Below are 26,856 nucleotides of genomic sequence, written 5' to 3'. Positions count from 1 at the left end.
TTCAGGAAAGCGGGTCACACTTGGGACCGGACGGGTCGAACCGGCAACGGGATTCCGTCACTTGTCGCCGGGCGGTTCTCCCGTGGGGGGTGGGACCGTCCGGCGGCTTCTATTCCCCTGTGTCGGACGGGCGTTCGGCACGTCATCCGACACGCCGTTCGAGGAGGGGTGTGCACCGGATTTTCCGGACGCCCCGTTTCCATCCGGCCCGTGCGGTGGACAATTAGGGGCATGAGCCAGCAGGGGGGAACGCCGACCGGTCACGAGGACGACTGGTGGAGCCAGCTTTACGACGACACCACGGACGACACGGGGCCCACGGCCGCGGCCGACTCGGTCGACGACCGGTTCGCCTCGGCGGCGGGGACGGTGGGCGGGGGAGCGGCGAGAGACGGTAAGGCTGTCCCGGCGCCGCGCCCGACAACCAACTCCGAGCCACCGGCCGACCCCCCGCGCACTCCCTGGGAACGAGGGTCCAAGTCACCTCCGGTCCCTGCGACGCCGTTTTGGCGCGAGGGCGAGGGCGAGGGCCGTTCGCCCGGCGCTCCGGCGGGTGGGCCCGGTCCCCTCCGGGACGACATGGCGGACGGTGCCACTCCGCCCCCTTCGGCGCGGCGCGGAACGGACCCACACGTCGATCCTCGGCCGATCCCGCCTACGGCCCCTGGCGACAGCGCTCCGCCGCCGCCCGGGCAGCGCCTCCATGCGGACGCTCAGTCCGATGTTCCGCCGAGCTCTTCTCAGTCGGCTGCCGCTGAAGGTCTTCCGCCTTCGCCTGTCCGCCCGGGTGCTCGTTTCGATCCTCCGCCGTTGCCGCCCACGACTCCCGGCGACAGCGCTCCGCCGCCGCCCCTGCGGGAAGTCCATGCGGATACCCAGCCTGATGTCCCGCCGACCTCTTCTCAGCCTGCTGCCGCCGATGATCTCCCGCCCTCACCCGCCTACCCGGGCACTCCCACGGGCGCTCGTTTCGATCCTCCGCCGTTCCCGCCCACGATCCCCGGCGACCACGCCCCACCGCCGCCGCAGGGCCTCCCCATGGATCCCCAGCCCGACGCCCCGCCGACTCCCTTTCGACCGCCCGCCGCCCAAGACGTTCCGCCCCCGCCCGTCCATCCCGGCATCCCCACAGACGCCCGCCTCAACCCCCCGCCCGCTCCGCTCACCTCCCCGGGCGACAGCCCTCGCCCAGCCGGCGACGCCTCCCGGCCAGCCCCGCGCGTCTCCCGCCTCGACCCGCCCCTGTACCCACCGACGCCCGCCCCTCCCGCCCTGCAGCCCCGCCCCGCAGGCGCCTCTCTCCCCTCGCCCGCCCATCCGCAGCTTCCCGCCCCGCAGTCCCACCACCCCCTCCCCACCACCGCCCCACCCCCCAACCTCCCCGCCCTCCCCCCTCCACCACCCCCCGCCCCCGACTACGTAGGCTCCGGCCCGCCCACCTACGACGCCGAACCCACCGCGCTGCCCCCGGCCGACCCCGACGAGCTGGACGATCTGGTCGCGGACACCGTGCTGGACGGGGCCCGGTACGGGACGAGTACCTTGCGGGCCGCGTCCGTGCGGGGGGACTCCGCTCGGTTCCGGGGGGAGCCGCGGCGGGACTCGTTGCTGACGGCGCGGTTCGGTAGCGGGGAGCAGGCCTTGGTGCTCGTGGCGATGGCGACCGGGGCCCGGGCCACGCCGGGGGCGCATCGGGCCGCCAGCGAGGCCTGTCACTGGATCGGGCGGGCCGTAGGGCGGAGCCATGCGCGGCTCGCCGAGGACATCCGGGCCGCTCGGCGTGGTGATCTGAAATCCGGCCTGCACCGTCTCACCGACCGCAGCCTCGGCAAGCTCCGCGCCAGCGCCGCAGAACAGGGCGTCGACCCGGAGGAGTACTCGGCCACCCTGCGGTGTCTTCTTCTCCCCGCCCACCCGGAGTGCCGTACGCGCGTCTTCTTCGGTGTCGGCCCGGGCGGACTGTTCCGGCTGCGTGACGGCGAGTGGCAGGACATCGAACCCTCCGTCGGCGACGCCATCGGCGAAGCCGTCGTCGGCTACGGCTCGCAGCCCGCAGAGACCCCCGAGGGCGACCGGCTCACCATGGACCTCGGCATCCCGACGCCCCCGAGCCCGTACGAACCCGCCCCCGAACCGCCCCGCGAACCCTTCCGTTTCCGCGCCTCCGTCGCCCGCCCGGGGGACACGCTCCTCATGTGCACCGGCGGGCTCGCCGAACCGCTGCGCGGTGAGCCGGAGCTGTCCGCGCATCTGTCGGGACGGTGGTCCGGCACCACCGCGCCCGGCCTGGCCGCGTTCCTCGCCGACACCCAAGTGCGGGTCAAGGGTTACGCAGACGACCGCACAGCGGCAGCCGTTTGGGAGGCGTGACGGCCCGTGCTGTGAATTCATGGAGCCCAGAGGTATCCGCAGGCAGAGCACACCGGAAACCGAAGGGCACGCGAGAACCATGGCCAAGCAGAACGTTGCCGAACAGTTCGTCGACATCCTCGTCCGCGCCGGCGTCAAGCGCCTCTACGGCGTTGTCGGCGACAGCCTCAACCCGGTCGTGGACGCGGTCCGCCGCAACTCCGCCATCGACTGGATCCACGTACGGCACGAGGAGACCGCCGCCTTCGCGGCCGGCGCGGAAGCGCAGACAACCGGCAAGCTCGCCGCCTGCGCCGGCTCCTGCGGCCCCGGCAACCTGCACCTCATCAACGGCCTCTACGACGCCCACCGCTCCATGGCCCCGGTCCTCGCCCTCGCCTCGCAGATCCCGTCCAGCGAGATCGGCCTCGGGTACTTCCAGGAGACCCACCCGGATCGGCTCTTCCAGGAGTGCAGTCACTACAGCGAGCTGATCTCCCATCCGAAACAGATGCCTCGGCTGCTGCAGACCGCCATCCAGCACGCGGTCGGTCAGTCCGGCGTCAGCGTCGTCTCCCTCCCCGGCGACATCGCCTCCGAGCCCGCCCCCGACAAGGCCGCCGAGACCGCCCTCGTCACCTCCCGCCCCTCCGTCCGCCCCGGCGACACCGAGATCGACCAACTCGTCGAGATGATCGACGCGGCGGACAAGGTCACGCTGTTCTGCGGCAGCGGCACGGCCGGCGCGCACGCCGAGGTCATGGAATTCGCCGAGAAGATCAAGTCCCCGATCGGGCACGCGCTGCGCGGGAAGGAATGGATCCAGTACGACAACAAGTTCGATGTCGGGATGAGCGGGCTCCTCGGCTACGGCGCCGCCTACGAGGCCACCCACGAGTGCGACCTGCTGATCCTCATCGGCACCGACTTCCCGTACAACGCCTTCCTGCCCGACGACGTGAAGATCGCCCAGATCGACGTACGGCCCGAACACCTCGGCCGGCGCTCGAAGTTGGACCTCGCGGTGTGGGGCGACGCGAAGGAGACGCTGCGTTGTCTCATCCCGCGGGTGAAGCCGAAGGAGGACCGGCGGTTCCTCGACCGGATGCTCAAGAAGCACGCCGACGCGCTGGAGGGGGTCGTCAAGGCGTACACGCGGAAGGTGGAGAAGCATGTGCCGATCCATCCGGAGTACGTGGCCGCCGTACTCGACGAACTGGCCGATGAGGACGCTGTGTTCACGGTCGACACCGGGATGTGCAACGTCTGGGCCGCCCGCTACATCACGCCCAACGGCCGCCGCCGCATCATCGGTTCGTTCTCCCACGGCTCGATGGCGAACGCGCTGCCGATGGCGATCGGCGCCCAGTTCACCGACACCGGGCGGCAGGTCGTGTCGATGTCCGGCGACGGTGGATTCTCCATGCTGATGGGCGACTTCCTCACCCTCGTCCAGTACGACCTGCCGGTGAAGGTCGTCCTGTTCAACAACTCCTCCCTGGGAATGGTCGAGTTGGAGATGCTCGTCGCCGGTCTCCCGTCCTACGGCACCAGCAACAAGAACCCCGACTTCGGGGCGGTGGCGCGCGCCTGTGGTGCGTACGGTGTGCGGGTCGAGAAGCCCAAGGATCTCGAAGGTGCCCTGAAGGCGGCTTTCAAGCACAAGGGCCCGGCCCTCGTCGACATCGTCACCGACCCCAACGCCCTGTCCATTCCGCCGAAGATCAGCGCGGAGATGGTGACGGGCTTCGCGCTGTCGGCGTCAAAGATCGTGCTGGACGGGGGAGTTGGCCGCATGCTCCAGATGGCCCGGTCCAACATCCGCAACGTGCCCCGCCCTTAGCGGTCAGTCTCTCAGCCGATCGGGGTCCAGCCGTGCTCGCCGTACCAGTAGTGCGGCAGGCCCTTGATCGAGCTGGTGCGGAAGGGCTGCCCGTGGTCGTCGACGCGGAGGGTGCCGGTACGGCCCTGCGAGGACCAGTCGAGTTCCAGGTACCAGCGGCAGTCGCAGCTCCCGGTGCGGGCCTTGACCAGCAGGACCTCCGGGTCCGTGGCCGAGACCCGGTACGGCAGCCGCACCGCCGGTACCCGCTTGCCCATGTCGCCGCCCGGCTCCGGGAGGGCCAGGGGGCGGTGGGCGTCGAGGTTCACACCGAAGTAGCGCGGGGTGATGTCCCCGCCGCAGCCCCGGGCCATCGAGTAGGCGGTGCCCGGGGCAGGTGTCCTACGGCCGACGATCCGTACCCGAAGTGCCACCAGGACCACGGCAGTTGAGGTCCTGCCCTGCACCGAGATCTCCACGTCCGTCTGCCCGCCGTGCACCGCGTGCTGGGTCGCCGCCCAAGCCTCGGCGTCCTGCTGGACCGGGGGCGGCGGCACGTCCTTGGTCGCCTTGTCGATGACGTAGTCGTGGTCGCAGCCGATCTCCCAGACCTGGGAGTCGGCGGTCCAGGTGAGCGGCGCGGGGAGGGCGGAGGATGCGTGCCCGGCCGTGGCGCTCGCCCTCGGCCTGGACTCGGCCTTGGACGTGTCGTGGGTGGACACCGCCGACAGGCTGCCCCACACCGCGAGCACCGCACACACCACGGCGGCCGTGAGGGTGATCCGCCTCCGGTACCAGAGCTTGCGGGGCGGCTGGGGAACGTCGATCGGCACCGGTACGGGGTCGTCCGCGGGCGGTGCGGCGACCCGGGGCCGCTGCCGTGCCGCCACCGCGAGGATCCAGTACCGGTGCAGCTCCAGGCGTTCCTCCGGGGTCGCCCCGCACAGCCCCGCGAAGCGTTCCACGGGGGCGAAGTCGAGGGGGACCGCCTCGCCCACGCAGTAGCGGTGCAGCGTCGAGGCGTTCATGTTCAGGCGGCGGGCCAGCGCGCCGTAACTGCGATCCGTGCGGTCCTTGAGGCGGCGCAGCAGTGCCGCGAACTCCTCAACGTCCTTGTCGTTGCCCTCGCCCGACACCGTGCCCCCGTGCGTGTCGCGTCCCAGGACGGCATCCCAGGCACTCCACATATCAGGAGGTCGGACGGGGTGGGACGGTTCCACCGTTGCGGGTTGGGCGGTGGCCATTGCGGTCGCCGGAGCCGGGCGCCGAAGCTCTGAGCGACCACAGCACGGCACCGACCCGAAACGGGGAACCCACGTGAACAGCAAGAAGGCCACGCGCCGCACCGCCCTCGCCGCCGGCCTCGCCCTCGCCCTCGGGCTGGGCGCGGCGGCCCAGGCCTCCGCCGGCGCCCCGCGCACCGTGAGCGGCTCACCGGACGACAACATCACCCGCATCGCCGACTTCTACGGCGCCTACATCGACGCCGAGAGCGACATCGACAGCGGCGGCGGCAAGCTCGCCCGGCAACTGCGCGCGTACTACCTCACCCCCGCCTACCTGAAGAAGCTGACGGCCTGGGAGGACAAGAACCACGCGGACGGTGTTCTGCAGGCCCAGAACATCCCCATGAGGTGGAAGGTCACCGATCACGGCACGGCCGAGTACACCGAGGCCGTCATCACCCTCACTTGGGGCGGCGGGGACACCACCAGGCTGATCGTCGACATGACCCGCACGACCCACAAGATCTTCCACATCGGCACGAAGGGGATCGGGGTCAAGTAGGCCCGGAGGAGGGGCCGTTCGCGGTTCCTGAGCGGCTGATTCCGGCCAGTTTCGCGGAGCGTGCGCCTCGGGGGAGGTCCGGGGGGACCAACCGCCCCACGCCTTCGCGGACTACGGCCGGATCGGCAGTCGCGCATCGGCAGTCGGTTCGATCGCCCGTGGTCAGGACGCCACGGGATCTGGTCCCGGTGCCGGGAACCCTCACATCCCGGAGTGGAGCGCCCTGACAGGCCGCTCCGGGCCGCATGCTCCGTACGGTGGCCGTTCGACCGTACGGACGGTATCGCCCCCGATTCCGCCGCCCCGCCGGATCCGGCCCCACCATGGCCGAACACCTGGTCGTTGATGATTCGACATGACTGGCCCGTTCCCGGCGAGGGCATGGATCCCCGTGAACGTGTTCGAGCAGGAGGGGAACCGGCAAACCGGCGTGCAGGCGGGGGTCATGAAGAGGCAAGCACGAGGGGGCGGTCCCATGGCGATCGGGGCCTCCTCGGTGAAAGCGGTGGAGGACACGGCAGACAGCGCCGGGGAACCGGCGCAGCCGCCTCAGTTGAGGCGCAGACTCGGACGCGCGGACCTGCGCGCGGTGCCCGAGGCACGCAGAGCGTTGCGCGAACTGTTACGGCACTGGGGGAGGCCGGGACGATCGGAGATAGCGGAGCTGCTCACGAGTGAGCTCGTCACCAACGCGCTGGTCCACACCGACCACGACGCCGTACTGACGGCGACCGTCGGACCCCGTGGACTGCGCGTGGAGGTAAGGGACTTCGTGGCCCGCAGGCCCCGACTGCACGTACCGGACGCCGACGACGGTACGCACGGGCGGGGCCTGGTCCTGGTGCAGTCCCTCGCGGACGCGTGGGGAGTGTCGGCCCACGGGGTGGGCAAGTCCGTCTGGTTCGAGCTCGGTTCGGACACGATATGAGCAACGGGGCGGGGGCGGCGTCCAGTTGGACTCCGCCCCCGCCCCGTTGTCGCCCGGTCCCGGACCTCGTGAGGGTCCCGGATCTCAGCCGAACTGCTGCTCCAGGTCCTTGAGCTTGCGCTCAAGGGAGTCGAGCCGCGGCAGGGCCATGGTGTCGTCCTCCGCGGTGAGGTCGACGGTTATCGGGTCAGATGCCCCCCGGACGGGCTGGAGTGAGGGACGCGTGCGAACCGGCAGTTGTTCCGGCGTCGATAGGGCAGGCTCCGCGGATGCTTGTCCGGAGCCGCGCTCCAGGGCCTGCGGTTCCTGCGACCGGCCGCCGCCCCGGCCCATGAGGCCGCGCTGGCCCCGGCTGATGGCCTTGAGCTGGGCCCGCTCGATCCGCTGCTGGTCGCGGCGGCGCAGTCGGGTCTCTTCCTTCTTCGCCTTGTCCTCGCGCACTTCCTCGACCGCCTCGTCCAGGCTGCGCACGTTCTCCAGGAGCATCAGCGACCAGGCGCTGTAGGTCTCCCGGGGGGCCCGCAGCCAGCGGACGATACGGATCTGCGGCAGCGGGCGCGGCACCAGACCCTGCTCGCGCAGCGCGGCCCGACGGGTCTGCTTCAGCGCGCGGTCGAACAGGACCGCGGCCGACAGCGACATGCCGGAGAAGAACTGCGGAGCGCCCGCGTGGTCGACACCCCTGGGCGCGTGCACCCAGTTGAACCAGGCCGCGGCGGCCGCGAAGGTCCACACCAGTATCCGGGAGCCGAGGGCGGCGTCGCCGTGGCTGGCCTCGCGGACCGCGAGGACGGAGCAGAACATGGCCGCGCCGTCGAGGCCGAACGGGACCAGGTACTCCCAGCCGTCGGTGAGGCCGAGGTTCTCCTGGCCGAAGCCGACCAGGCCGTGGAAGGAGAGGGCCGCGGCGACCGCGGCGCAGCAGAACAGAAGGACGTAGGAGGCGATGCCGTATATGGCTTCCTTGCGCCTGCGGCGCTCCTCCGTGCGCTCCCACGAGTCGTCTTTCGCGTGCTCCCCGCCGGACCGCTTGCTCCGCGCGAGCACCGCCACCGCCGCCAGCATGCCCAGGAGCAGTACGGCGCCGGGAAGCAGCCAGTTCAGCGATATGTCGGTCAGTCTCATCTGGGGTCCCTTGCATTGGGATAGGGCGTAACGCCCGCCATAGTGGCCCAATCCCAACGGCCCTCAGGCGTTTTCGGGGCAAGAGGCCGCCAAGGAGGTGCAAGGGGATGCCCAGGGCGGCTTTCTGCTCGAACTGCCGCTTGAGGGGCGGGAGTTGAGTTCGAATAAGACTACCCGTACGGGTGGTTCCACGGAAAGTTCCTGCGACAAGTGAGGAAGTTGTGAAGTACCTGTTACCGGGCGAGCGTCTCGTTCGCGGCCGATCTTAGCCGGGCAGGAATCCGGCCCGTCACTGAGGGTCCCTCAACTCGCGGCGGCGGCCAGCAGCTTGGTGACCCGCTCGGCCTCGCAGGTGCGCGGACAGGTGGGGCAGGCGTCCAACGCGTCCAGCGTGTAGTACATGCAGCAGCTCGCCCGGTCCCGGGTCGGCAGTGACTCCCCGTCGGGGCCGGTCAGTTCACGGAACGCGGCCGAACCGACGTACGGCTTGGTCGTCCCCGGCAGCAGCGCCTCCAACTCGCGTACGGCACGCGGCTGTTCGCCGAAGAGATCGGCGACGTACCAGATCCCCTCCACCACCTCGTCGGTCGCCATGCCCCACAGGGCGCGGCCCCGCCGTCGCATCCTCGGGCCGAAGCCGGCCAGCAGGGGCTCCATGTGCTCGGCGACCGCGGCCCGCACCTCGGCCCGCAGCGCCTCCTCGTCCGCGACCACCCGCGCGCCGGGCAGCGCCGCCGCCGGGTCGCCGGGCAGGCAGGCGAAGGAGTCGACCCGCACGACCAGGTGGCCCATGTCGAGACCCTCGGCGGTGCGGTCGTAGGAGACATGGGTCACGGGGAGGCGGGGGACGCGCCGGTGCAGGAACCACGGCACGGTGAACAGGAGACAGACCGGCCAGGAGTAGCGGTGCAGGCCGAAGCCGGCTATCACGTCCGGGCGCCCCCGCTGCCCGTGGTCGCGCAGGACCTGGGCGTCGTCCCAGGCGAGGAACTCCTCCAGACCCGCGCCGCCCTGGGCGAGTTCGGCCGCCCGGGCCCAGCCGCCGCCGGTCGGGGCCGGCTGTCCCGGGGTGAGTTCGGTGATCGCGAGCCCGGGGATGACCTCGGTGAGGCGGGCGTACGCGTCCGCTACGGCCGAAGAAGTCAGGGGCATTCCGGGACCACCGATTCGCCGTTGGTTGGAGGTAAGCCTTACCTTACCCAACCACTCCACAATTTGAACTAGTCCGATCTGCGCCTAAGGTGCTTGACGGACGAGTAACAAGCAGCCGTAATGACCCCAAGTACCGACACGTCCGGAGGAGGACCCGTGAAGCAGGGCACGCAGAGCTCCGCCGGGACGGGTACTCCGGAGCCCCGTGCGGTCAGGGGGGCCTGGGTGCCCCCGCAGCAGACCGCCGCCGACATGGACCGGGACCGGGATCTCGCGGACGGAACCGGTGCGGTGCGCGGTGAGCACACGCACAGCGAGACGCCCATCCCGCGCCCTCGTGCGGTCGTCCAGCGGTCCTCCGTGCGCGGCCAGATCCTGGACGCCCTGCGCACCGCGCTCGTCGGCGGGGAGCTGACCCCGGGCGAGGTCTACTCCGCGCCCGCGCTCGGCGACCGGTTCGGCGTCTCCGCCACCCCCGTGCGCGAGGCCATGCAGCAGCTCGCCACCGAGGGCGCCGTCGAGGTCGTACCGAACCGGGGTTTCCGCGTGATCGAGCGGGGCGCCCGCGAACTCGCCGAACTGGCCGAGATCCGCGCCCTGATCGAGGTCCCCGTGATGCTGCGGCTCGCCCGCACGGTGCCCGCCGCCCGCTGGTCCGACCTGCGCCCGCTGGCCGAGGGGACCGTCCGGGCCGCGTCCTCCGGGTGCCGGGCCACCTACGCCGAGTCCGACCGGGCCTTCCACCGCGCGGTGCTCGCCCTCGCCGGCAACGAACAGCTCGTCCAGATCGCTGAGGACCTGCACCGCCGCGCCCAGTGGCCGCTGGTCGGCGGCCCGGTCACCCGCGGGCGCGCCGACCTCGTGGCGGATGCGGCCGAACACCTGGCGCTCCTGGAGGCGTTGGTCGCGGGGGAGTGGGACGTGGTGCAGTCACTGGTGCGGGAGCACTTCGCGGGAGCCGCGTGAATCCGAATATGTGACTCCGGTCACGAGCGGGTCCGGGTCCGGCCACCGAGCACCGCACCGGGAACCCTGCCGACCGGCGGTGACGTGCCCCAGGGAAAGGTACGACCGTTCCACGGGGGAGAGCGCCGATGTTTCCGAATCCCGGCCGGCAGGCCGCACAGCGAGGTGCCGAGGCATCGGCCCGCCAGGGATACCAGGACGGACTGCGCGCCGCACAGGCGGGCGCCCGGCGCAGCCACTCCGGATCGCGGCGCGGAGGCGGACTCGTATCCCTCCTTCTCCTCGTCGCCGTCGGGGTGTTGGTCGCCCGCGACCCCGAACTCCGGGCATCCGTCGTGCAGTTGGTCCACCACGTCGTGAACGTCGTCCAGAACCGGACCGACGGCCACTGATCTACGCCGTCGCCGCCCCCGGCGCGGGCACCGCCAACTGCCGTGCCAGCCAGGTCGGTACACCGCCGAGCAGCCGGAACAGCCGCCGTGCCTCCTCGCGCAACCGGGACGCCTCCGGCTCCGCCTCCGCGTCCGCGAGCGACGCGAGGGCCGGTGCCGTACCGACGAGATAGCCCAACTCCTCCCGGATCCGCAGCGATTCGGCGAAACCGTGCCGGGCCTCCGCCAACTCCCCGTCCCGCAGGGCGAGTCCGGCCAGATGGCGCCAGGTGAACGACAGCAGCAGCGGGTCGGCCTGCTCGGCGGCCCCCGCGTGCGCGCGCCGGTACGCGGCCCGCGCGGCCTGTGGCGATCGGGCCAGGTTCTCGGCGAGCAGCCCCCGCCGGAAGTCCAGCAGCGCCCGTCCACCGCCGCCCGGCGGGATCAGGGCCGCCGCCCGCCCGAGCGCGGCCCGCGCCTCGTCCGCCCGGTCCCGGACCCCGAGCAGCGTGGCCGCGTAGGCGAGCTGCCCGCGCTCGCAGGCCGCCGCGCCCCGCTCGTCGTCACTGTGGGCCAGCGCCTCGGCCGTGCGCAGCGCGTCCTCGGCCTCCTCCCAGCCCCGCTCGGTGTACAGGCAGCGCTCCACGAGCAGCGCGGTCCGCTGGAGGGCCGTCGCCGCGGTGTCGGGCCGCAGCAGCGCCGCCGCGTCGGCCCAGCAGGCCCGCGAGCGCAGCCGCCACACCGCGGTCTGGAGGGGATCGTCACCTTCGGTCGTTCCGTATCCAGACATGGCGGAATGCGCCACGTTGCCCTCCCCGAGCACACCATTGAGCTGTTGAGTGGTGGCCGCATCTCAGCACGAATCCCGGGGCCCGGCCAAGAGGGTGGGTGAAAGAATTCACAAAGTCGTGTGATCGTCAGGGGAGCGCGGGGTCAGCTGATCCGCAGTGCCAGGAAGAAATCCAGCTTGTCCTCAAGGCGCGAGAGGTCCCGACTCGTCAACTGCTCGATCCTGCCGACCCGGTAGCGCAGCGTGTTGACATGCAGGTGCAGCCGGGACGCACAGCGCGTCCACGAGCCGTCGCACTCCAGGAACGCCTCCAGCGTCGGAATCAGCTCCGCGCGGTGCCTGCGGTCGTACTCGCGCAGGGGGTCCAGGAGGCGCGCGGTGAACGCCCGCCGCACGTCGTCCGGCACGAACGGCAGCAGCAGGACGTGCGAGGCCAGCTCCTGATGCCCCGCCGCGCACACCCGCCCGGGCCGCGCCGCGGCCACCCGCCGCGCGTGCCGCGCCTCCTCCAACGCCCCGCGCAGCCCCTCCGCCGAGTGCACGGCCGCGCTCACCCCGAGCGTGACCCGCCCGTCGTCGTCGAGCCCGGCCGACAGCGGATCCCGTACGGCCGCCAGGAGCGCGTCCGCGTGGATCCCGGACTCGGAGCCGTCGTGCTCCACCGACACCGCGGGCAGCGGTACGAGGGCGATCGCCTCGTCGCCCGAGTGGGCCACGGCGATCCGGTCGGACGGCTCGGGGCCCGTCGCCTGCGGGTCGACGAGGATCTCCTCGAGGAGCGACTGGGCGACCGGTCCTGCCTCGATGTCGCCGCCCTCCCACTCGACCCGGGCCACGACCACCTGCCAGTGCGGGGCCGCCCCGAGCCCGGGCAGCAGGACGGGGGCGGCGACCCGCAGCCGCGCGGCGATCTCGGCCGGCGCGGCACCCGTCTGGACCAGCTCCAGGACCTCCTGCGCGAGCCGTCTGCGGACCGTGCGCGCCGCGTCCCGCCGGTCCCGCTCGACCGCGATGAGCTGGGTGACGCCCTGGAGCAGGTCGAGCCGCTCGTCAGGCCAGTCCCCGGCGTCCGCCTCGACCGCGAGCAGCCAGTCCGACAGGACCGTCTCGCGCACGTCCCGCGAGCGGCCACTACGAATCGGGAAGAGCGAGTACGTGGCCCCGCCCAGGGCCGGCCGGTGCGGACCCCGGCGGCCGGTGCGCGCGGCCGTCAGGTGCTCGGCGGCCAGTTGCGCGCACGCTTCCGCGGACAGCGTGGGCCCCGGGACCTTCGACCCCGCGATGAGCCGTCCGGTCGGCGACAGCACCCAGGCCCGCAGGTCCAGGTCGGAACCGAGCAGGTCCAGGACCACGTCCGGGCCGCCGCCCGCCGGGCCCGAGGTCATCATCCGGCGGTGCCGGTCCACCACCGCCGCGAGATCACCGGCCCGCTCGCCGGAGACCTGCCGTACGACATGCTCGGTGATCGTCGCGAACGCCACCGACTCGTTGACCGCGAACAGCGGCAGCCGGTGCCGGGCGCAGGCGGCTATGAGGTCGTCCGGGACGTCCCCCAGCTCGGCCTCGCCCGCCGCCAGCGCGGCCACCCCGGCGGACACCAGGAGCCGTACGAACGGCTCGGTGTCGGAGGGGTCGCGGCGCCAGGCCAGGCCGGTCAGGACCAGCTCGCCGCCGGAGAGATAGCGGCTGGGGTCGCGCAGGTCGGTGGTCATCACCCCGCGGACCGTGCGGTCCAGCTCGTCCGCCCCGCCGAGCAGCCGCAGCCCCAGCGCATCGGTGTCCAGAAGTGCGCGCAGCCGCATCGCCGTCGCCGCCGTTCTTTGTCTAGAAAACTACGATGAACCATGAGGTGGTGTGGGTGCGGGGCCGTGCGGGGCTGTTTCCCACGTTTCCACAGGGAATCGGAGGGGTTACTGATGGCCTCCGTTTATACGAATCTACAAGATGCCCGCGCTGGCCAGCCAACTCCTTCATGGTTTCCGTGACTGACACGGTGGGAGCACAGCGCTGTGTACTGGCCTCACGCTGCATTAACAGCGCATGAACGAGCCGGGCCCGCCGCACACGAACTGGCTTGATCCGTACGATCCCGTACGACCCACGAGACGAAGAAGAGAGCCGGTCATGGACTTCCTTCGCCCCGCCAACTGGGAGGAGGCGCTCGCCGCGAAGGCCGAGCACCCCACCGCAGTACCGATCGCGGGCGGCACCGATGTGATGGTCGAGATCAACTTCGACCACCGCCGGCCCGAGTACCTGCTCGACCTGAACCGCGTCGGCGACCTCTACGAGTGGGAGGTCGGCGCCGACAGCGTGCGGCTCGGGGCCTCCGTCCCGTACACCCGGATCATGGAGAACCTGCGCGGCGAGCTCCCCGGCCTCTCCCTCGCCTCGCACACGGTCGCCTCCCCGCAGATCCGCAACCGCGGCGGAGTCGGCGGCAACCTCGGCACCGCCTCCCCGGCCGGCGACGCCCACCCCGCGCTCCTCGCGGCCGGCGCCGAGGTCGAGGCCGAGTCGGTGCGCGGCAGCCGCCGTATCCCGATCGACGAGTTCTACACCGGAGTGAAGCGCAACGCGCTCGCGCCCGACGAGCTGATCCGGGCCGTCCACATCAAGAAGGCGGACGGCCCGCAGCAGTACTCGAAGGTCGGCACCCGCAACGCGATGGTCATCGCGGTCTGCGCCTTCGGACTGGCTCTCCACCCGGAGACCCGCACGGTCCGCACCGGCATCGGATCGGCCGCGCCGACCCCCGTCCGGGCGAAGGCCGCCGAGGAGTTCCTGAACGCCGCGCTCGACGAGGGCGGCTTCTGGGAGAACGGGAAGATCATCACCCCGTCGCTCGCGAAGCAGTTCGCGGACCTGTGCTCCGCCGCCTGCAACCCGATCGACGACGTCCGGGGCACCGCGAGCTACCGCCGCCACGCGGTCGGCATCATGGCCCGCCGCACCCTGACCTGGACCTGGGAGTCCTACCGCGGCTCCGCCGCCCGCACGGAGGGAGTCGCGTAATGCGCGTCAATTTCACGGTCAACGGCCGTCCGCAGGAAGCCGATGACGTCTGGGAGGGCGAGTCCCTGCTGTACGTCCTGCGGGAGCGGATGGGCCTGCCGGGCTCCAAGAACGCCTGCGAGCAAGGGGAGTGCGGTTCCTGCACCGTCCGCCTCGACGGCGTCCCGGTGTGTTCCTGTCTGGTCGCCGCCGGTCAGGTCGAGGGCCGCGAGGTCGTCACCGTCGAGGGGCTCGCGGACTACGCCAAGCAGCGCGCGGAGCACGGGAGTTGCGGCACGTCCTTGCAGGAGGCCCAGCAGTGGGCCGCCAAGGGACACGACTCCCAGACCGGCGAAGGCACCCAACTCGCCCCCATCCAGCAGGCGTTCATCGACGCCGGCGCCGTGCAGTGCGGCTTCTGCACCCCCGGACTCCTCGTCGCCGCCGACGAGATGCTGGAGCACAACCCGACCCCGACCGACGCCGACATCCGCGAGGCGCTCTCGGGCAACCTCTGCCGTTGCACCGGCTACGAGAAGATCATGGACGCGGTCCGCCTGGCGGCCGCCCGGCAGGGAGAGGCGGTCTGACGATGGGCACCACCGGCACTCCCACGAACCTCACCCAGCGCTCCAAGACCCGGGGTGGCATCGGCGAGTCCACGCTCCGCCCGGACGGCACCCTCAAGGTCACCGGCGAGTTCGCGTACTCGTCCGACATGTGGCACGAGGACATGCTCTGGGGCCAGATCCTCAGGTCCACGGTCGCTCACGCCGAGATCGTGTCCATCGACACCGTCGAGGCGCTGAAGACCCCCGGCGTCTACGCCGTCATGACCTACGACGACCTGCCGACCGACGTGAAGAACTACGGCCTGGAGATCCAGGACACCCCCGTCCTCGCGCACGGCAAAGTCCGCCACCACGGCGAGCCGGTCGCGATCGTCGCCGCCGACCACCCGGAGACGGCCCGCCGCGCCGCCGCGAAGATCAAGGTCGAGTACCGCGAACTCCCGGTCATCACCGACGAGTTGTCCGCCACCGCGCCGGACGCGATCCTCATCCACGAGGGCCGCGACGACCACCACATCGGCCATGTCCCGCACCCGAACATCGTGCACCGCCAGCCGATCGTGCGCGGAGACGTGGAAGCCGCCCGCGCGCGGGCCGACTTCATCGTCGAGGGCGAGTACACCTTCGGCATGCAGGACCAGGCGTTCCTCGGCCCGGAGTCCGGGCTCGCGGTCCCGGCCGAGGACGGCGGTGTCGACCTCTACATCGCCACCCAGTGGCTGCACTCCGACCTGCGCCAGATCGCGCCCGTGCTCGGCCTGCCCGAGGACAAGGTCCGGATGACCCTGTCCGGTGTCGGCGGCGCCTTCGGCGGCCGTGAGGACCTGTCGATGCAGATCCACGCCTGCCTCCTGGCCCTGCGCACCGGCAAACCGGTGAAGATCGTCTACAACCGCTTCGAGTCCTTCTTCGGACACGTCCACCGCCACCCCGCCAAGCTCCACTACGAGCACGGCGCGACCAAGGACGGCAAGCTCACCCACCTGAAGGCGCGGATCGTCCTGGACGGCGGTGCCTACGCGTCCGCCTCCCCGGCGGTCGTAGGGAATGCCTCGTCCCTCGGCGCCGGACCGTACGTCGTCGACAACGTCGACATCGAGGCCATCGCCCTCTACACCAACAACCCGCCCTGCGGCGCGATGCGCGGCTTCGGCGCGGTCCAGGCGTGCTTCGCCTACGAGGCCCAGATGGACAAGCTCGCCGACAAGGTGGGCATGGACCGGGTCGCGTTCCGTCAGCTCAACGCGATGGAGCAGGGCACGATCATGCCGACCGGGCAGCCGGTCGACTCCCCGGCGCCGGTCGCCGAACTCCTGCGCCGCGTCAAGGCGATGCCCATGCCGCCCGAGCAGCAGTGGCTCGCCGCCGGAGAGGCCGCCGACGTACGGCAGTTGCCGGGCGGTCTGTCCAACACCACGCACGGCGAAGGCGTCGTACGGGGTGTTGGCTACGCGGTCGGCATCAAGAACGTCGGCTTCTCCGAAGGCTTCGACGACTACTCAACCGCCAAGGTCCGTCTGGAAGTTGTCGCCGGTGAGCCCGTCGCCGTCGTGCACACCGCGATGGCGGAGGTCGGCCAGGGCGGTGTCACCGTCCACGCGCAGATCGCCCGCACCGAGCTGGGTGTCACCCAGGTGACCATCAACCCGGCCGACACCCAGGTGGGCAGCGCCGGTTCGACCTCCGCGTCCCGGCAGACGTACGTCACCGGTGGCGCCGTGAAGAACTCCTGCGAGCTGGTCCGCGAGAAGGTCCTGGAGATGGGCCGCCGCAAGCTCGGTACGTACCACCCCGCTTGGGCCACCGCCGAACTCCTGCTGGAGGGCGGCAAGGTCGTCACCGACGCGGGCGAGGTCCTCGCCGATCTGGTGGACGTCCTCGAGGACGAGGCCGTCGAGATCGAGGCCGAGTGGCGCCACCGCCCCACCGAGGCCTTCGACCTCCGTACCGGACAGGGCTTCGGCCACGTCCAGTACACCTTCGCCGCGCACCGCGCCGTCGTCGAGGTCGACACCGAACTCGGCCTGGTGAAGGTCATCGAACTGGCCTGCGCACAGGACGTCGGCAAGGCGCTCAACCCGCTGTCCGTCATCGGCCAGATCCAGGGCGGTACCACCCAGGGTCTCGGTGTGGCGGTCATGGAGGAGATCATCGTCGACCCGAAGACCGCCAAGGTCAGGAACCCGTCCTTCACGGACTACCTGATCCCCACCATCCTCGACACCCCGACCATCCCGGTCGATGTGCTCGAACTCGCCGACGAGCACGCCCCGTACGGGCTGCGAGGCATCGGCGAGGCACCCACCCTGTCGTCGACTCCCGCCGTTCTGGCGGCGATCCGCAACGCGACCGGGCTGGAACTGAACAGGACACCGGTCCGCCCGGAGCACCTCACGGGCATGTAGTCCGGGGGGACTTGAGTCCCCCCGACTTCCCTCTTTGTTCGTCTCGGGCCGTCCCCCGGGTCGTGCACCTTCCCAAAACCCGCCGCCCGTAGGGCAGTTGTGCGGGTGCCCCTATGAACCTTGGGAGACGGCACCATGACCCAGCAGTCCGTGGAGCCCAGGACCACGGCCGAAGACGCGGGCGAAGGCACCCGCGTCCCGGCCGGCCGGTCCTGGCTCGACCGGTATTTCCACATAAGCCGGCGACAGTCCACCGTCGCGCGTGAAGTGCGCGGCGGCGTCACCACCTTCATGGCGATGGCCTATATCCTGCTGCTCAACCCCCTGATCCTGTCCGGCAAGGACGTCGCGGGGAACACGCTCGGCCAGCAGGGCCTGATCACCGCGACCGCGTTCGCGGCGGCCTTCACCACCCTCCTGATGGGCTTCGTCGGCAAGGTCCCGCTGGCCCTCGCCGCCGGCCTCTCCGTCTCCGGTGTGCTCTCCTCGCAGGTCGCCCCGCAGATGACCTGGCCGCAGGCGATGGGCATGTGCGTGATCTACGGCGTGGTCATCATGCTGCTGGTCGTCACCGGCTTGCGCGAGATGATCATGAACGCGATCCCGCTCGCGCTCAAACACGGCATCACGATGGGCATCGGCCTGTTCATCGCCCTCATCGGCTTCTACAAGTCGGGCTTCGTGCACCAGGGCAGGGCGACCCCCCTCACCCTCGGCCCGGCGGGCGAACTCGCGGGCTGGCCCGTCCTGTTGTTCGCCGGCACCCTGCTCCTCATCTTCATGCTCCAGGCCCGCAACATGCCCGGCGCCATCCTGATCGGCATCATCAGCGGCACGGTCGTCGCCGCGATCCTGAACGCCGCCGGAGTCATCGACCCCAAGCAGTGGGCCAGCGGTACCGCCCCCGAACTGCACGGCAGCGCGGTGTCCATGCCGGACTTCTCGCTCTTCGGGCATGTGGAGTTCGGCGGCTGGGGCAAGGTCGGCGCGATGACGGTCGGCATGATCGTGTTCACACTCGTCCTGGCCGGGTTCTTCGACGCGATGGCCACCATCATCGGCGTCGGCACCGAAGCCAAGCTCGCCGACGACAAGGGCCGGATGCCGGGCCTGTCGAAGGCGCTGTTCATCGACGGCGCGGGCGGCGCGATCGGCGGGGTGGCGGGCGGCTCGGGCCAGACCGTCTTCATCGAGTCGGCGACCGGCGTCGGCGAGGGCGCCCGCACGGGGCTCGCCTCGGTCGTCACCGGCCTGTTCTTCGCCGCCTGTCTCTTCTTCACCCCGCTCACCGCGCTCGTCCCGCAGGAGGTCGCGTCCGCCGCCCTCGTGGTCATCGGCTCGATGATGCTGATGAACGCCCGGCACGTGGACTGGGCCGACCGCGCCACCGCGATCCCGGTCTTCCTGACCGTGGTCGTGATGCCGTTCACGTACAGCATCACCGCGGGCGTCTCCGCGGGAGTCATCTCGTACGTCGCCATCAAGACCGCCCAGGGCAAGGCGCGCGAGATCGGCCCCTTCATGTGGGTACTGACCGCCGTCTTCCTCGTCTACTTCGCCCTCAACCCGATCGAGAGCTGGCTCGGCGTGCACTAGTCGCGCGCCCCAACAGCCCTTCCCCGCAACCCCGTTAGGAGACCGAGAGATGCTGGACATCGCCGAAGAGCTGCACCGGTGGGTCGAGCAGGGCCGCGACTTCGCCGTCGCCACCGTGGTGGCCGTCAGCGGCAGCGCACCCCGCCGTCCCGGCGCCGCCCTCGCGGTGGACGCCGACGGCACGGCGATCGGCTCGGTCTCCGGGGGCTGCGTGGAAGGCGCCGTGTACGAGCTGTGCCAACAGGCCCTGGAGGACGGCGAAACCGTCCTGGAGCGCTTCGGCTACAGCGACGAGGACGCCTTCGCCGTGGGCCTGACCTGCGGCGGAGTCATCGACATCCTCGTCACACCGGTACGGGCCGCCGATCCGGCCCGCCCGGTGGTCACCACCGCCCTGTCGGCGGCCGCCCGCGGGCAGGCGGCGGCACTGGCCCGCATCGTCTCCGGCCCGGCCGGACTGCGGGGCCGCGCACTCGTCGTACGACCCGACGGCTCCTACGACGGCGGGTTCGGCGCCCACCCCGAACTGGACCGCACGGTCGCCGCCGAGGCCGGTGCCCTGCTGGACGCCGGTCGCACCGCCACCGTGGAGATCGGCGAACAGGGCTCCCGCTGCGGGTCCCCCCTCACCGTCCTGGTCGAGTCCTCGGTCCCGCCGCCCCGGATGATCGTCTTCGGCGCGATCGACTTCGCCTCCGCGCTGGTCCGCATCGGCAAGTTCCTCGGCTACCACGTCACGGTGTGCGACGCACGCCCGGTCTTCGCCACCAGGGCCCGCTTCCCCGACGCCGACGAGATCGTCGTCGAGTGGCCCCACACCTACCTCGACCGCACGGACGTCGACGCCCGTACCGTCCTGTGCGTCCTCACCCACGACGCCAAGTTCGACGTACCGCTTCTCCGGCTCGCCCTCCGCCTCCCGGTGGCGTATGTCGGGGCGATGGGCTCCCGCCGCACCCACCTCGACCGCAACGAGCGCCTGCGCGAAGTCGGCGTCACTGAGCTGGAGTTGGCCCGGCTGAGGTCCCCGATCGGCCTCGACCTGGGCGCTCGGACGCCCGAGGAGACAGCCCTGTCGATCGCCTCCGAGATCGTCGCCAACAGGCGTGGCGGCAGCGGGAGTTCACTCACGGGCGCGCACACCCCGATCCACCACGACGGGGCGTCGGTGACGGTCGGGCGGATCGGGTCGGTGGCCTGAGACCCCCGTGTTCAGCGCGGCAGGGCGGGCCGGTCCGGTCGTACCGAGAAGGCCGTGTCGCCCGCGACCGCGACCAGCGCGTCCTTGACGAGCAGGACGTACGGGTCCGTGTCGTCCGTGGAGTCGCCGGGGTTCTGGAGGGCGGAGGTGCGCCAACGCACCGCGCCGGTACGGACGTTCAGGGCCAGCAGCCGGCCGAAGCGGTTGGCGAAGTACAGGGTGTCGAACTTCGCCGAGTACACCGGTGTCGACAGGTTCTCGATGTCCGTCTCCCGCTGCCACAGCCGCTTGCCGTCGCTCACCCGCACGGCGGTGACCGTCCCGTTGGGGCGGACGAAGTGGACGACACCCTTGACCATGGTGGGTGTGCCGCGCGTCGTGCCCGGCAGCGGGATCATGAGCCCTCCGCCGACCGGGTCCACCTCCTCCAGCCTGGTGTACGGCTGGTCCTCGCCGGGGCCGAAGGAGCCCGCCGCCAGCTTCGGTACGGCGAACAGCGGCCGCCCGTCGACCATGCCCAGCGGCACGGCCCCCGTGGGCACCGTGGCGACCTCCTTCGCCGTGCCGCCGGCGGGGTTCAGGTGCACCAGGGCGACACCGTCCTTGGTGGGGTCGTCCGCGGGAGTGCACAGGCCGTACGGGGTGCCGCCCAGGACCGCCGGGGTGCAGGCGTCGCCGACGCTCGACGACGCGGGCGTGGTCCACAGGCGGCTGCCCGACTCGTCGTAGGCGACGAAATGCGTCGCGTGCTCGTCCATCGCCAGGATTCCGCCGTCGAACAGGACGGCGTCACGGTCCTCGCTGACGGGGTGTTCCCACAGCCGGGTGCCGGTCTTCGCGTCCAGGGCCACCAGACGGCGGGTGATATAGGTCTGGGTCGAGTCCGGCTTGACGTACGTGTAGACGCGGCCGTCCCGGACGCCGATCGGGCGCGAGGTCTCGGGGCTGGTGCCCGAGCGCCAGTCGACCCGGCCCGAGGCGGCGTCGAGCGCGGTGACCGTGAAACCGGTGCCGGCGCAGTACACGGTGGTGCCGCCCGCCACACAGCCGGACTGCCCGTAGTCCAGGGGCTCGCCCGTCTTGGCGGTGAGCAGGCTCGCCCGCCAGGGCCGCCAGTCGGTGGGCAGCCCTACGGCGGCGGTGGAGGACTTGGACGCGGCCGTGCCCGAGTCCGTGCCGTCCGCCGACATCCGGTGCAGGGTCGTGAGGCCGAGCGCGGTGACGGCGAGTGTGGCGGCGAGGGCGATGACCAGGCGTCGCCGTCCCCGGCGCGGGCGCGGGCCGCTGCCAGGGACGGTCTCGGGAGTGGCCGGGCGGGGGCGAGCCGGTGCCGGCGCGGTGGAGTCGGACAGGGTGAGCAACATGCCGTGCAGCTCGGCCAGTTGGGGACGGACCTCCGCGTCCTTGTCCAGGCAGCGTTCGGCGATGCTCCGCAGCGGCTCGGGCACTCCGTCCAACCGGGGCTGCTCGTACATGACCTGATAGCCCGTCAGATACGGGCTGGCGCCGTCGAAGGGGCGGTTGCCGGTGGCGGCGTACACCAGCAGGGAGCCCAGCGAGAAGACGTCGGAGGCGGCGGTGACGTCCCGGGGTGAGGCGAACTGCTCGGGCGACATGAAGGGCGGGGTGCCGATCAGCCGCCCGGTCACGGTGAGGGACTGGTTGTCGGCGGCACGGGAGATGCCGAAGTCGATGACGCGGGGTCCGTCCTCGGCGAGCAGGACGTTGCTGGGTTTCAGGTCCCTGTGCACCACCCCGGCCTGGTGGATGTCCCGCAGCGCCTCGACCAGACCCAGCGCCAGGGTGCGCAGGGTCTGCCCGCCCAACGGGCCTTCCTTCTCGACGACTTCGGCCAGCGTGCGGCCGGGCACGTAGAGCGTGGCCATCCAGGGGACCTCGGCGTCGGGGTCGGCGTCCACGACGGGTGCGGTGAAGGCGCCGCTCACCCGGCGGACGGCCGCGATCTCCTGCCGGAAGCGGGCCCGGAACTCCTCGTCCAGCGCGTACTGCGCGTGCACGACCTTGACCGCGACCTGCCGTCCCGAGGCCGACCGCGCGAGATACACCACGCCCATCCCGCCGTTGCCGAGCCGGTCGAGCAGCGTATAGCCGCCGATGGACTCCGCGTCTCCCGGGCGAAGCGACATCCGCCGGTCACCTTTCCTGATTCCCGTGCCCGCAAGGGCCGTTGAGGACCATCACACTAGAGCGTTCGCGAGGAGCGGCGGACACCGACGTCGGGGGAGAGGGAAATCGGTTGCGGGACCGGGGTGCCCGCGTCTTCCATGGGCCCATGGTGTCCACCGACCGACTGCTCGCCTTCGCGGCCCTGTCCTTCCTGCTGATCGTGGTGCCCGGCCCCAGCGTGCTGTTCGTGATCGGGCGGGCGCTGGCCCACGGTCGCCGCGCCGCGCTGACCACCGTGGTGGGCAACACGATCGGCGCCTATCTGCTCGTCGTCGCCGTAGCCCTCGGCATCGGCTCGCTGGTCGAGCGCTCGGTGCTCGTCTTCACCGCCCTGAAGCTCGCAGGCGCCGCCTACCTCGTGTACCTCGGCGTGAAGGCGTGGCGCCAACGCGGCTCGCTGCGCGCCGCGTTCGCGGGGGAGGAGGCGGCCCCGCACAGTGGTCTGCGCACACTGTGGGAGGGATTCGCCGTCGGTGTCGCCAACCCCAAGACGATCGTGTTCTTCGCCGCCGTCCTGCCCCAGTTCGTGGACCGCGAACAGGGCCATGTGACGGCCCAGATGCTGCTGCTCGGCCTGGTCTTCAACCTCATCGCCGTGGTCTCCGACAGCCTGTGGGGCCTGGTCGCCGCCACCGCACGCGGCTGGTTCGCCCGCTCGCCCCGCCGCCTCTCCGCGGTCGGTGGCGCGGGCGGCCTCACGATGATCGGCCTGGGCGTGACGGTCGCCGTGACCGGCCGCAAGGACTGACTGAGCTACGGCCGCCTCAGCAGCCGGTTCACCGCCCGCCCGAACATCGACCGCGCCACCGCACGCAGCGGCCCGTCGAAGAGCCGCGGCAGGAACCGGACTCGCAGCTCCTCCTGCCAGACCACACGGCTACGGCCGCCCGGCCCCGGCCGCACCTCGATCTCCGCCCAGCCCAGGACGACCCGCCCCCGCTTCTCCAGCCGGACCAGACCCGGCTCGTCCTCCGACGGCGGCCGCCACACGGTGACCTCCATACGGTCGTCGAAGGAGAGCGGACCGAGACCCGAGCGGGCCACGAAGACCGTGCCCTCACCGGTCGGCGGCGGAGTGAGCACGGTGACCCGGGTGAGCGGGACCACATCGGCGTGGCGTGGCCACTCCGTCAACCGGCGCCACGCCTCCTCAAGGGGAAGCGGTGCCGTGCGTTCGAGACGGAAGCTGACCATGCAGAGATCGTAGAGAACCCTCCCTGTCCGACGGTACTTTCACCGGCGGCTCACACCCTTGGCCTAGAGGTTCACAGGGACGGAGACGACGTACACCGGACAGCCGCCCCGAGTTTCCCCGAGCCCCGGCAGGAACGGACGCCTCCCCCCTACGCTCTGACCCGAGGGCGGGCATCCCGCCTGCCCACGGGGGGAGTTGGTCGTCATGCCACTGAAGGCCTACGGCGTACTGATCACACGGGCGGTCGACACGAGGCGCGAGGGCGCCGCCGGCACACCGCACTACCAGATCCATCTCACGGACGACGCGGGCACGCACTTTCGAGCCGCCGTCAACGTCCTGTCCGCGGAGCGGCCCTCCGAGCTGCTTTACCTCGTCGACGAGGACTTCCAACACCCGGTCACGGCCCGCCTGGAGGGCCTGCCGAGCGGCTGGAACACCCTGCTGTCCGGGCCCGGCGGCCCGAACCTCGACTTCGTGCGCGGCAACCTCTTCGACCCGGCGCGACTGCGCACACTCCCGCCGGACGCGAGCGGTCCCGACAACGACCTCGCCGACCTCCTCGACCACTACGTCCGACGCGCGGTGGACGACCCGCAGGCCCGGCTGTACGTCTTCGGCGAGCGCTTCGGCCCCGAACCGACCGTCAAGGACAAGGTGTTCGGCTTCCTGCCCGGCAACGGCGTCCACGACATCCATATGAACCAGGGCAACAGCCGCCGCTTCAGCGGCGACGACGGGGTCTGGCAGGACGGCGGCATCCTCCTCCACTTCCCGGCGCAGTCGCGCTGGGTCGGCATCTTCCTCGCCTTCCAGAGCCAGTCCTGGCACACCGACGACACCACCGGCCACACCCTGGAGGGCACCGACGGCTCCCGCGACGAACCCGGCGGGCAGCCCGTGCGGATCGTGGCGGCCCTCGTCAACCCGAGTGGCCCGGCGCCCGAGACGGAGAGCGTCACCCTCCTCAACGCCTCGCCCGATCCGCTCGACCCGGCCGGCTGGCACGTCCGCGACCGGCTGGGCCACTCCTGCGCGGTACCGCCCGGCGCCCTCGCCCCGGGCGCCACCCTGCGCGTCCCCCTCACGGACGGCGTCCAACTCGGCAACCAGGGCGGCGAGATCACCCTCCTCGACGCGGCAGGACTCAAGGTGCACGGCGTCTCCTACACCGCCGAGCAGGCCGCACGGGAGGGCTGGACCGTGGTGTTCTGACCCCGCCCGGCGCCTCCCTTCCGTACCGCCCGCGGGTACGGCACCATGAGCGCGACCCGCACCGCAGCACCGGCCGGAGGGTGTCCCGTGGACCGTGAACTGCACGCCGGACTGGACGAGTTGCAGCGCGACCCGTACCCGCTCTACACCCGGGCGCGGCAGACCGAAGGGCTCACCCACCTCGTCGAACTCGACGCCTGGCTCGTCGCCCGGGACGCCGACGTACGCGAAGTCCTGCGCCGCCCCGAGGACTTCTCCTCCGCGGTCGCGCTCCGGCCCGACGTGCTGCCAGCGCCCGCAGCCCTCGCCGTCCTCGGCGGCGGCTTCGGCGGGCGGCCCGTCGTCGTCACCGCGGACGGCGCCGAGCACCAGCGGCTGCGCGCGCCCATCGTCCGCGGCCTCTCACCGGCCCGCGTCGCTGCCGTCGTGCCGTACGCCGCCGAGCGCGCCGCCGCCCTGGTCGACGCCTTCGCCGGGGACGGGCACGTCGAGCTGATGTCGGCCTACGCCAAGCGGCTCCCCGGCGAGGTCATCGGGAGGATCGTCGGCCTCGACCCCGCCGATGTGCCCGGGGTCGTCCACGGCGGTCACCGCGCCGAGGAACTGCTCTTCCGCCCTCTGGCCGAGGAGGACCAGATCGCCGCGGCCGAGGACGTCGTCGCGATGCAGCGGACCCTCGACCGGTACGTACAGGAACGGTACGACGAGCCCCGCGAAGACCTCTGCTCGGAGCTGATCGCCTCCGTGGTGGAGGGGCCGTTGACCTTGGAGCACCGGCACCAACTCGTCGCCCACCTCCAGAACTTGCTCCTCGCCGGACACCTCACCACCGCCGCGCTGATCGGCACCACCGTCCTGCATCTGCTGCGTCACCCACGCCAGTGGGAGCTGCTGTGCGCGGAACCCGAGCGCATCCCCGCGGCGATCGAGGAAGCGGCACGCTACGACACCGCACTCCAGGGCTTCCGCCGGATCACCACCCGGCCCGTCGTCCTCGCCGGCACCGAACTCCCCGCCGGGGCGGCGCTGTTCGTCGCCTTCGGCGCGGCCAACCGCGACGAGCGGCGGCACGCACGCGCCGACACCTTCGACATCACCCGCACATCGAGCCGTCATCTCGCCTTCGGCTTCGGCGTGCACAGTTGCCCGGGCTCCCAGCTCGCCCGCGAACAACTCCGGCTCACCCTGGAGGAGTTGACCCGTCGACTGCCCGGTCTACGGCTGGCGGAGGACCGTCCCGTCGTCATGCGGCCCACGATGATCCACCGCTCCCCGTACGCCCTGCGTCTGACGTGGTGAGTCAGGGCCGGTACACCTTCCCGGGCTCGGCCTTCCCCGGCGCCAGCAGTTGCGGCACGGTCACGAACACATAGCCGCGTTCCTTCAGGGCGTCGATGATGCCGGGGACGGCGGGCACGGTGCCCCCGTAGAGGTCGTGCAGCAGGATGATGCCGTCCCGGGAGGCCTGGGCGAGGACGCGCTTGGTGATCAGCGCGGAGTCGGTGGTCGCGTAGTCCTTGGCGGTGACGCTCCACAGGACCTCCGAGAGGCCCAGCTCACGGCAGATCCTGTGCACGGTGTCGTTCGTGCGGCCCTGCGGCGGGCGCATCAGCGTCGGCCGCCTGCCGGTTATTCGCTCTATCGCGTCGTCCGTCCGCTCCAGTTCGTCGCGGATCTGCGCGGGCGTGATTCTGGTCAGGATCTTGTGGTCCCAGGTGTGGCTGGCCACCTCGTGGCCCTCGGCGGCCATGCGCTCGACCAGTTCCGGGTACTTCTCGATGTGCCGCTTGCCGAGCAGGAAGAAGGTCGCCGGGACCTGCTTCTCCTTCAGGATGTCGAGCAGCCGCGCGGAGTTCTCGCTCGGCCCGGCGTCGAAGGTCAAGGCGATGCACTTGACCTCACGGCAGTCGACCGTCCCGAGCCGGGCCTGCGCGGTGGCGGACGCGGCCTTCGCCCGGGCGGCGGCAGGCGCGGTCGTGTCCAGCCGGGCGCAGCCGCTCGACGAGAGGGCGAGCGAGGCGGCGGCCACGAACATGCCGGCGGCACGCAACCCGGCGCGGGTTCTTTTCCTCTTCTTACTCAGAGATGGCATGCCGGGACTATACATAGCGAGTAGATACGCTGTGCATAGTCGAATGGGGGTGGCCGCGGGAGGTGATTCCCGGACGGACCTCAGCAGACAGTCCGGGCGCTGGAATCT

The 26,856-nt window shown here is 71.4% G+C and carries 22 protein-coding genes; 14 read left to right on the top strand and 8 right to left on the bottom strand.

Annotated features, from left to right (window positions below; all coding sequences use genetic code 11):
• Nucleotides 1–231: 231 nt before the first annotated feature.
• The gene (locus ABZT04_RS32580; protein WP_356060563.1) at nucleotides 232–2,370 is read left to right on the top strand and encodes a protein phosphatase 2C domain-containing protein; all 2,139 of its coding nucleotides are present in this window, start codon (nucleotides 232–234) and stop codon (nucleotides 2,368–2,370) included.
• 79 nt (nucleotides 2,371–2,449) lie between these two features.
• Nucleotides 2,450–4,192 carry a pyruvate dehydrogenase gene (locus ABZT04_RS32575; RefSeq protein WP_356060562.1) on the top strand — a complete coding sequence of 581 codons (1,743 nt, stop codon included), beginning with the start codon at nucleotides 2,450–2,452 and terminating at the stop codon, nucleotides 4,190–4,192.
• A gap of 11 nt (nucleotides 4,193–4,203) precedes the next feature.
• On the opposite strand, the gene ABZT04_RS32570 is transcribed toward ABZT04_RS32575, so the two are convergent.
• Entirely contained in the window at nucleotides 4,204–5,358 is a 1,155-nt protein-coding gene (locus tag ABZT04_RS32570; protein ID WP_356060561.1) for a helix-turn-helix transcriptional regulator, read from the bottom strand.
• A gap of 130 nt (nucleotides 5,359–5,488) precedes the next feature.
• On the opposite strand from ABZT04_RS32570, the gene ABZT04_RS32565 reads away from it, so the two are divergent.
• The gene (locus tag ABZT04_RS32565; protein ID WP_356060560.1) at nucleotides 5,489–5,959 is read left to right on the top strand and encodes a hypothetical protein; all 471 of its coding nucleotides are present in this window, start codon (nucleotides 5,489–5,491) and stop codon (nucleotides 5,957–5,959) included.
• Between the two features lie 475 nt (nucleotides 5,960–6,434).
• A complete protein-coding gene (locus tag ABZT04_RS32560) occupies nucleotides 6,435–6,887 on the top strand; it encodes an ATP-binding protein (protein WP_356060559.1) in 453 nt (150 codons plus the stop codon).
• A gap of 84 nt (nucleotides 6,888–6,971) precedes the next feature.
• Here the strand turns inward: ABZT04_RS32560 and ABZT04_RS32555 are convergent, their stop codons facing one another.
• Together ABZT04_RS32555 and ABZT04_RS32550 are read right to left on the bottom strand one after the other, a co-directional pair.
• Nucleotides 6,972–8,012 carry a DUF2637 domain-containing protein gene (locus tag ABZT04_RS32555; RefSeq protein WP_356060558.1) on the bottom strand — a complete coding sequence of 347 codons (1,041 nt, stop codon included), beginning with the start codon at nucleotides 8,010–8,012 and terminating at the stop codon, nucleotides 6,972–6,974.
• Nucleotides 8,013–8,315: 303 nt separating this feature from the next.
• Nucleotides 8,316–9,164, bottom strand: a complete 849-nt coding sequence (locus tag ABZT04_RS32550) for a (2Fe-2S)-binding protein (protein WP_356060557.1) — start codon at nucleotides 9,162–9,164, stop codon at nucleotides 8,316–8,318.
• A gap of 156 nt (nucleotides 9,165–9,320) precedes the next feature.
• On the opposite strand from ABZT04_RS32550, the gene ABZT04_RS32545 reads away from it, so the two are divergent.
• Together ABZT04_RS32545 and ABZT04_RS32540 are read left to right on the top strand one after the other, a co-directional pair.
• A complete protein-coding gene (locus tag ABZT04_RS32545; protein ID WP_356060556.1) occupies nucleotides 9,321–10,130 on the top strand; it encodes a GntR family transcriptional regulator in 810 nt (269 codons plus the stop codon).
• A 128-nt stretch (nucleotides 10,131–10,258) separates the two neighbouring features.
• Nucleotides 10,259–10,522: a hypothetical protein gene (locus ABZT04_RS32540; RefSeq protein ID WP_356060555.1), complete on the top strand. Its 264-nt coding sequence runs from the start codon at nucleotides 10,259–10,261 to the stop codon at nucleotides 10,520–10,522.
• A 1-nt stretch (nucleotide 10,523) separates the two neighbouring features.
• On the opposite strand, the gene ABZT04_RS32535 is transcribed toward ABZT04_RS32540, so the two are convergent.
• Nucleotides 10,524–11,306, bottom strand: a complete 783-nt coding sequence (locus tag ABZT04_RS32535) for a hypothetical protein (RefSeq protein ID WP_356060554.1) — start codon at nucleotides 11,304–11,306, stop codon at nucleotides 10,524–10,526.
• 128 nt (nucleotides 11,307–11,434) lie between these two features.
• Nucleotides 11,435–13,093: a PucR family transcriptional regulator ligand-binding domain-containing protein gene (locus ABZT04_RS32530; protein WP_356060553.1), complete on the bottom strand. Its 1,659-nt coding sequence runs from the start codon at nucleotides 13,091–13,093 to the stop codon at nucleotides 11,435–11,437.
• A 322-nt stretch (nucleotides 13,094–13,415) separates the two neighbouring features.
• On the opposite strand from ABZT04_RS32530, the gene ABZT04_RS32525 reads away from it, so the two are divergent.
• From ABZT04_RS32525 to ABZT04_RS32505, 5 genes are all read left to right on the top strand, one after another.
• The gene (locus ABZT04_RS32525; protein ID WP_356060552.1) at nucleotides 13,416–14,306 is read left to right on the top strand and encodes a xanthine dehydrogenase family protein subunit M; all 891 of its coding nucleotides are present in this window, start codon (nucleotides 13,416–13,418) and stop codon (nucleotides 14,304–14,306) included.
• Nucleotides 14,306–14,875, top strand: coding sequence for a (2Fe-2S)-binding protein (locus ABZT04_RS32520; RefSeq protein ID WP_355907264.1), 570 nt, complete (start codon nucleotides 14,306–14,308; stop codon nucleotides 14,873–14,875). The genes ABZT04_RS32525 and ABZT04_RS32520 overlap by 1 nt, the downstream gene beginning before the upstream one ends.
• Nucleotides 14,876–14,877: 2 nt before the next feature.
• A complete protein-coding gene (locus ABZT04_RS32515) occupies nucleotides 14,878–17,262 on the top strand; it encodes a molybdopterin cofactor-binding domain-containing protein (RefSeq protein WP_356060551.1) in 2,385 nt (794 codons plus the stop codon).
• A 135-nt stretch (nucleotides 17,263–17,397) separates the two neighbouring features.
• A complete protein-coding gene (locus ABZT04_RS32510) occupies nucleotides 17,398–18,858 on the top strand; it encodes an NCS2 family permease (protein WP_356060550.1) in 1,461 nt (486 codons plus the stop codon).
• Between the two features lie 49 nt (nucleotides 18,859–18,907).
• Nucleotides 18,908–20,059 carry an XdhC/CoxI family protein gene (locus tag ABZT04_RS32505; protein ID WP_356060549.1) on the top strand — a complete coding sequence of 384 codons (1,152 nt, stop codon included), beginning with the start codon at nucleotides 18,908–18,910 and terminating at the stop codon, nucleotides 20,057–20,059.
• An 11-nt stretch (nucleotides 20,060–20,070) separates the two neighbouring features.
• On the opposite strand, the gene ABZT04_RS32500 is transcribed toward ABZT04_RS32505, so the two are convergent.
• Nucleotides 20,071–22,206 carry a serine/threonine-protein kinase gene (locus ABZT04_RS32500; protein WP_356060548.1) on the bottom strand — a complete coding sequence of 712 codons (2,136 nt, stop codon included), beginning with the start codon at nucleotides 22,204–22,206 and terminating at the stop codon, nucleotides 20,071–20,073.
• Nucleotides 22,207–22,352: 146 nt separating this feature from the next.
• Between ABZT04_RS32500 and ABZT04_RS32495 the strand changes: the two genes are divergently transcribed.
• Nucleotides 22,353–22,994, top strand: coding sequence for a LysE family translocator (locus ABZT04_RS32495; RefSeq protein ID WP_356060547.1), 642 nt, complete (start codon nucleotides 22,353–22,355; stop codon nucleotides 22,992–22,994).
• Between the two features lie 5 nt (nucleotides 22,995–22,999).
• On the opposite strand, the gene ABZT04_RS32490 is transcribed toward ABZT04_RS32495, so the two are convergent.
• Entirely contained in the window at nucleotides 23,000–23,440 is a 441-nt protein-coding gene (locus ABZT04_RS32490; RefSeq protein ID WP_355907246.1) for an SRPBCC family protein, read from the bottom strand.
• Nucleotides 23,441–23,645: 205 nt separating this feature from the next.
• Here ABZT04_RS32490 and ABZT04_RS32485 point away from each other — a divergent pair, with 205 nt between their 5' ends.
• Both ABZT04_RS32485 and ABZT04_RS32480 read left to right on the top strand, forming a co-directional pair.
• Nucleotides 23,646–24,656: a DUF2278 family protein gene (locus ABZT04_RS32485; protein WP_356060546.1), complete on the top strand. Its 1,011-nt coding sequence runs from the start codon at nucleotides 23,646–23,648 to the stop codon at nucleotides 24,654–24,656.
• Between the two features lie 87 nt (nucleotides 24,657–24,743).
• Nucleotides 24,744–25,955: a cytochrome P450 gene (locus ABZT04_RS32480; protein WP_356060642.1), complete on the top strand. Its 1,212-nt coding sequence runs from the start codon at nucleotides 24,744–24,746 to the stop codon at nucleotides 25,953–25,955.
• 1 nt (nucleotide 25,956) lies between these two features.
• On the opposite strand, the gene ABZT04_RS32475 is transcribed toward ABZT04_RS32480, so the two are convergent.
• Complete coding sequence (locus ABZT04_RS32475; RefSeq protein ID WP_356060640.1) at nucleotides 25,957–26,691, bottom strand: polysaccharide deacetylase family protein; 735 nt, start codon at nucleotides 26,689–26,691, stop codon at nucleotides 25,957–25,959.
• Nucleotides 26,692–26,856 lie beyond the last annotated feature (165 nt).

The organism is Streptomyces sp. NPDC005492 (assembly GCF_040605995.1).
GTDB lineage: Bacteria > Actinomycetota > Actinomycetes > Streptomycetales > Streptomycetaceae > Streptomyces.
This window is presented reverse-complemented; position numbering and strand designations above follow the sequence as displayed.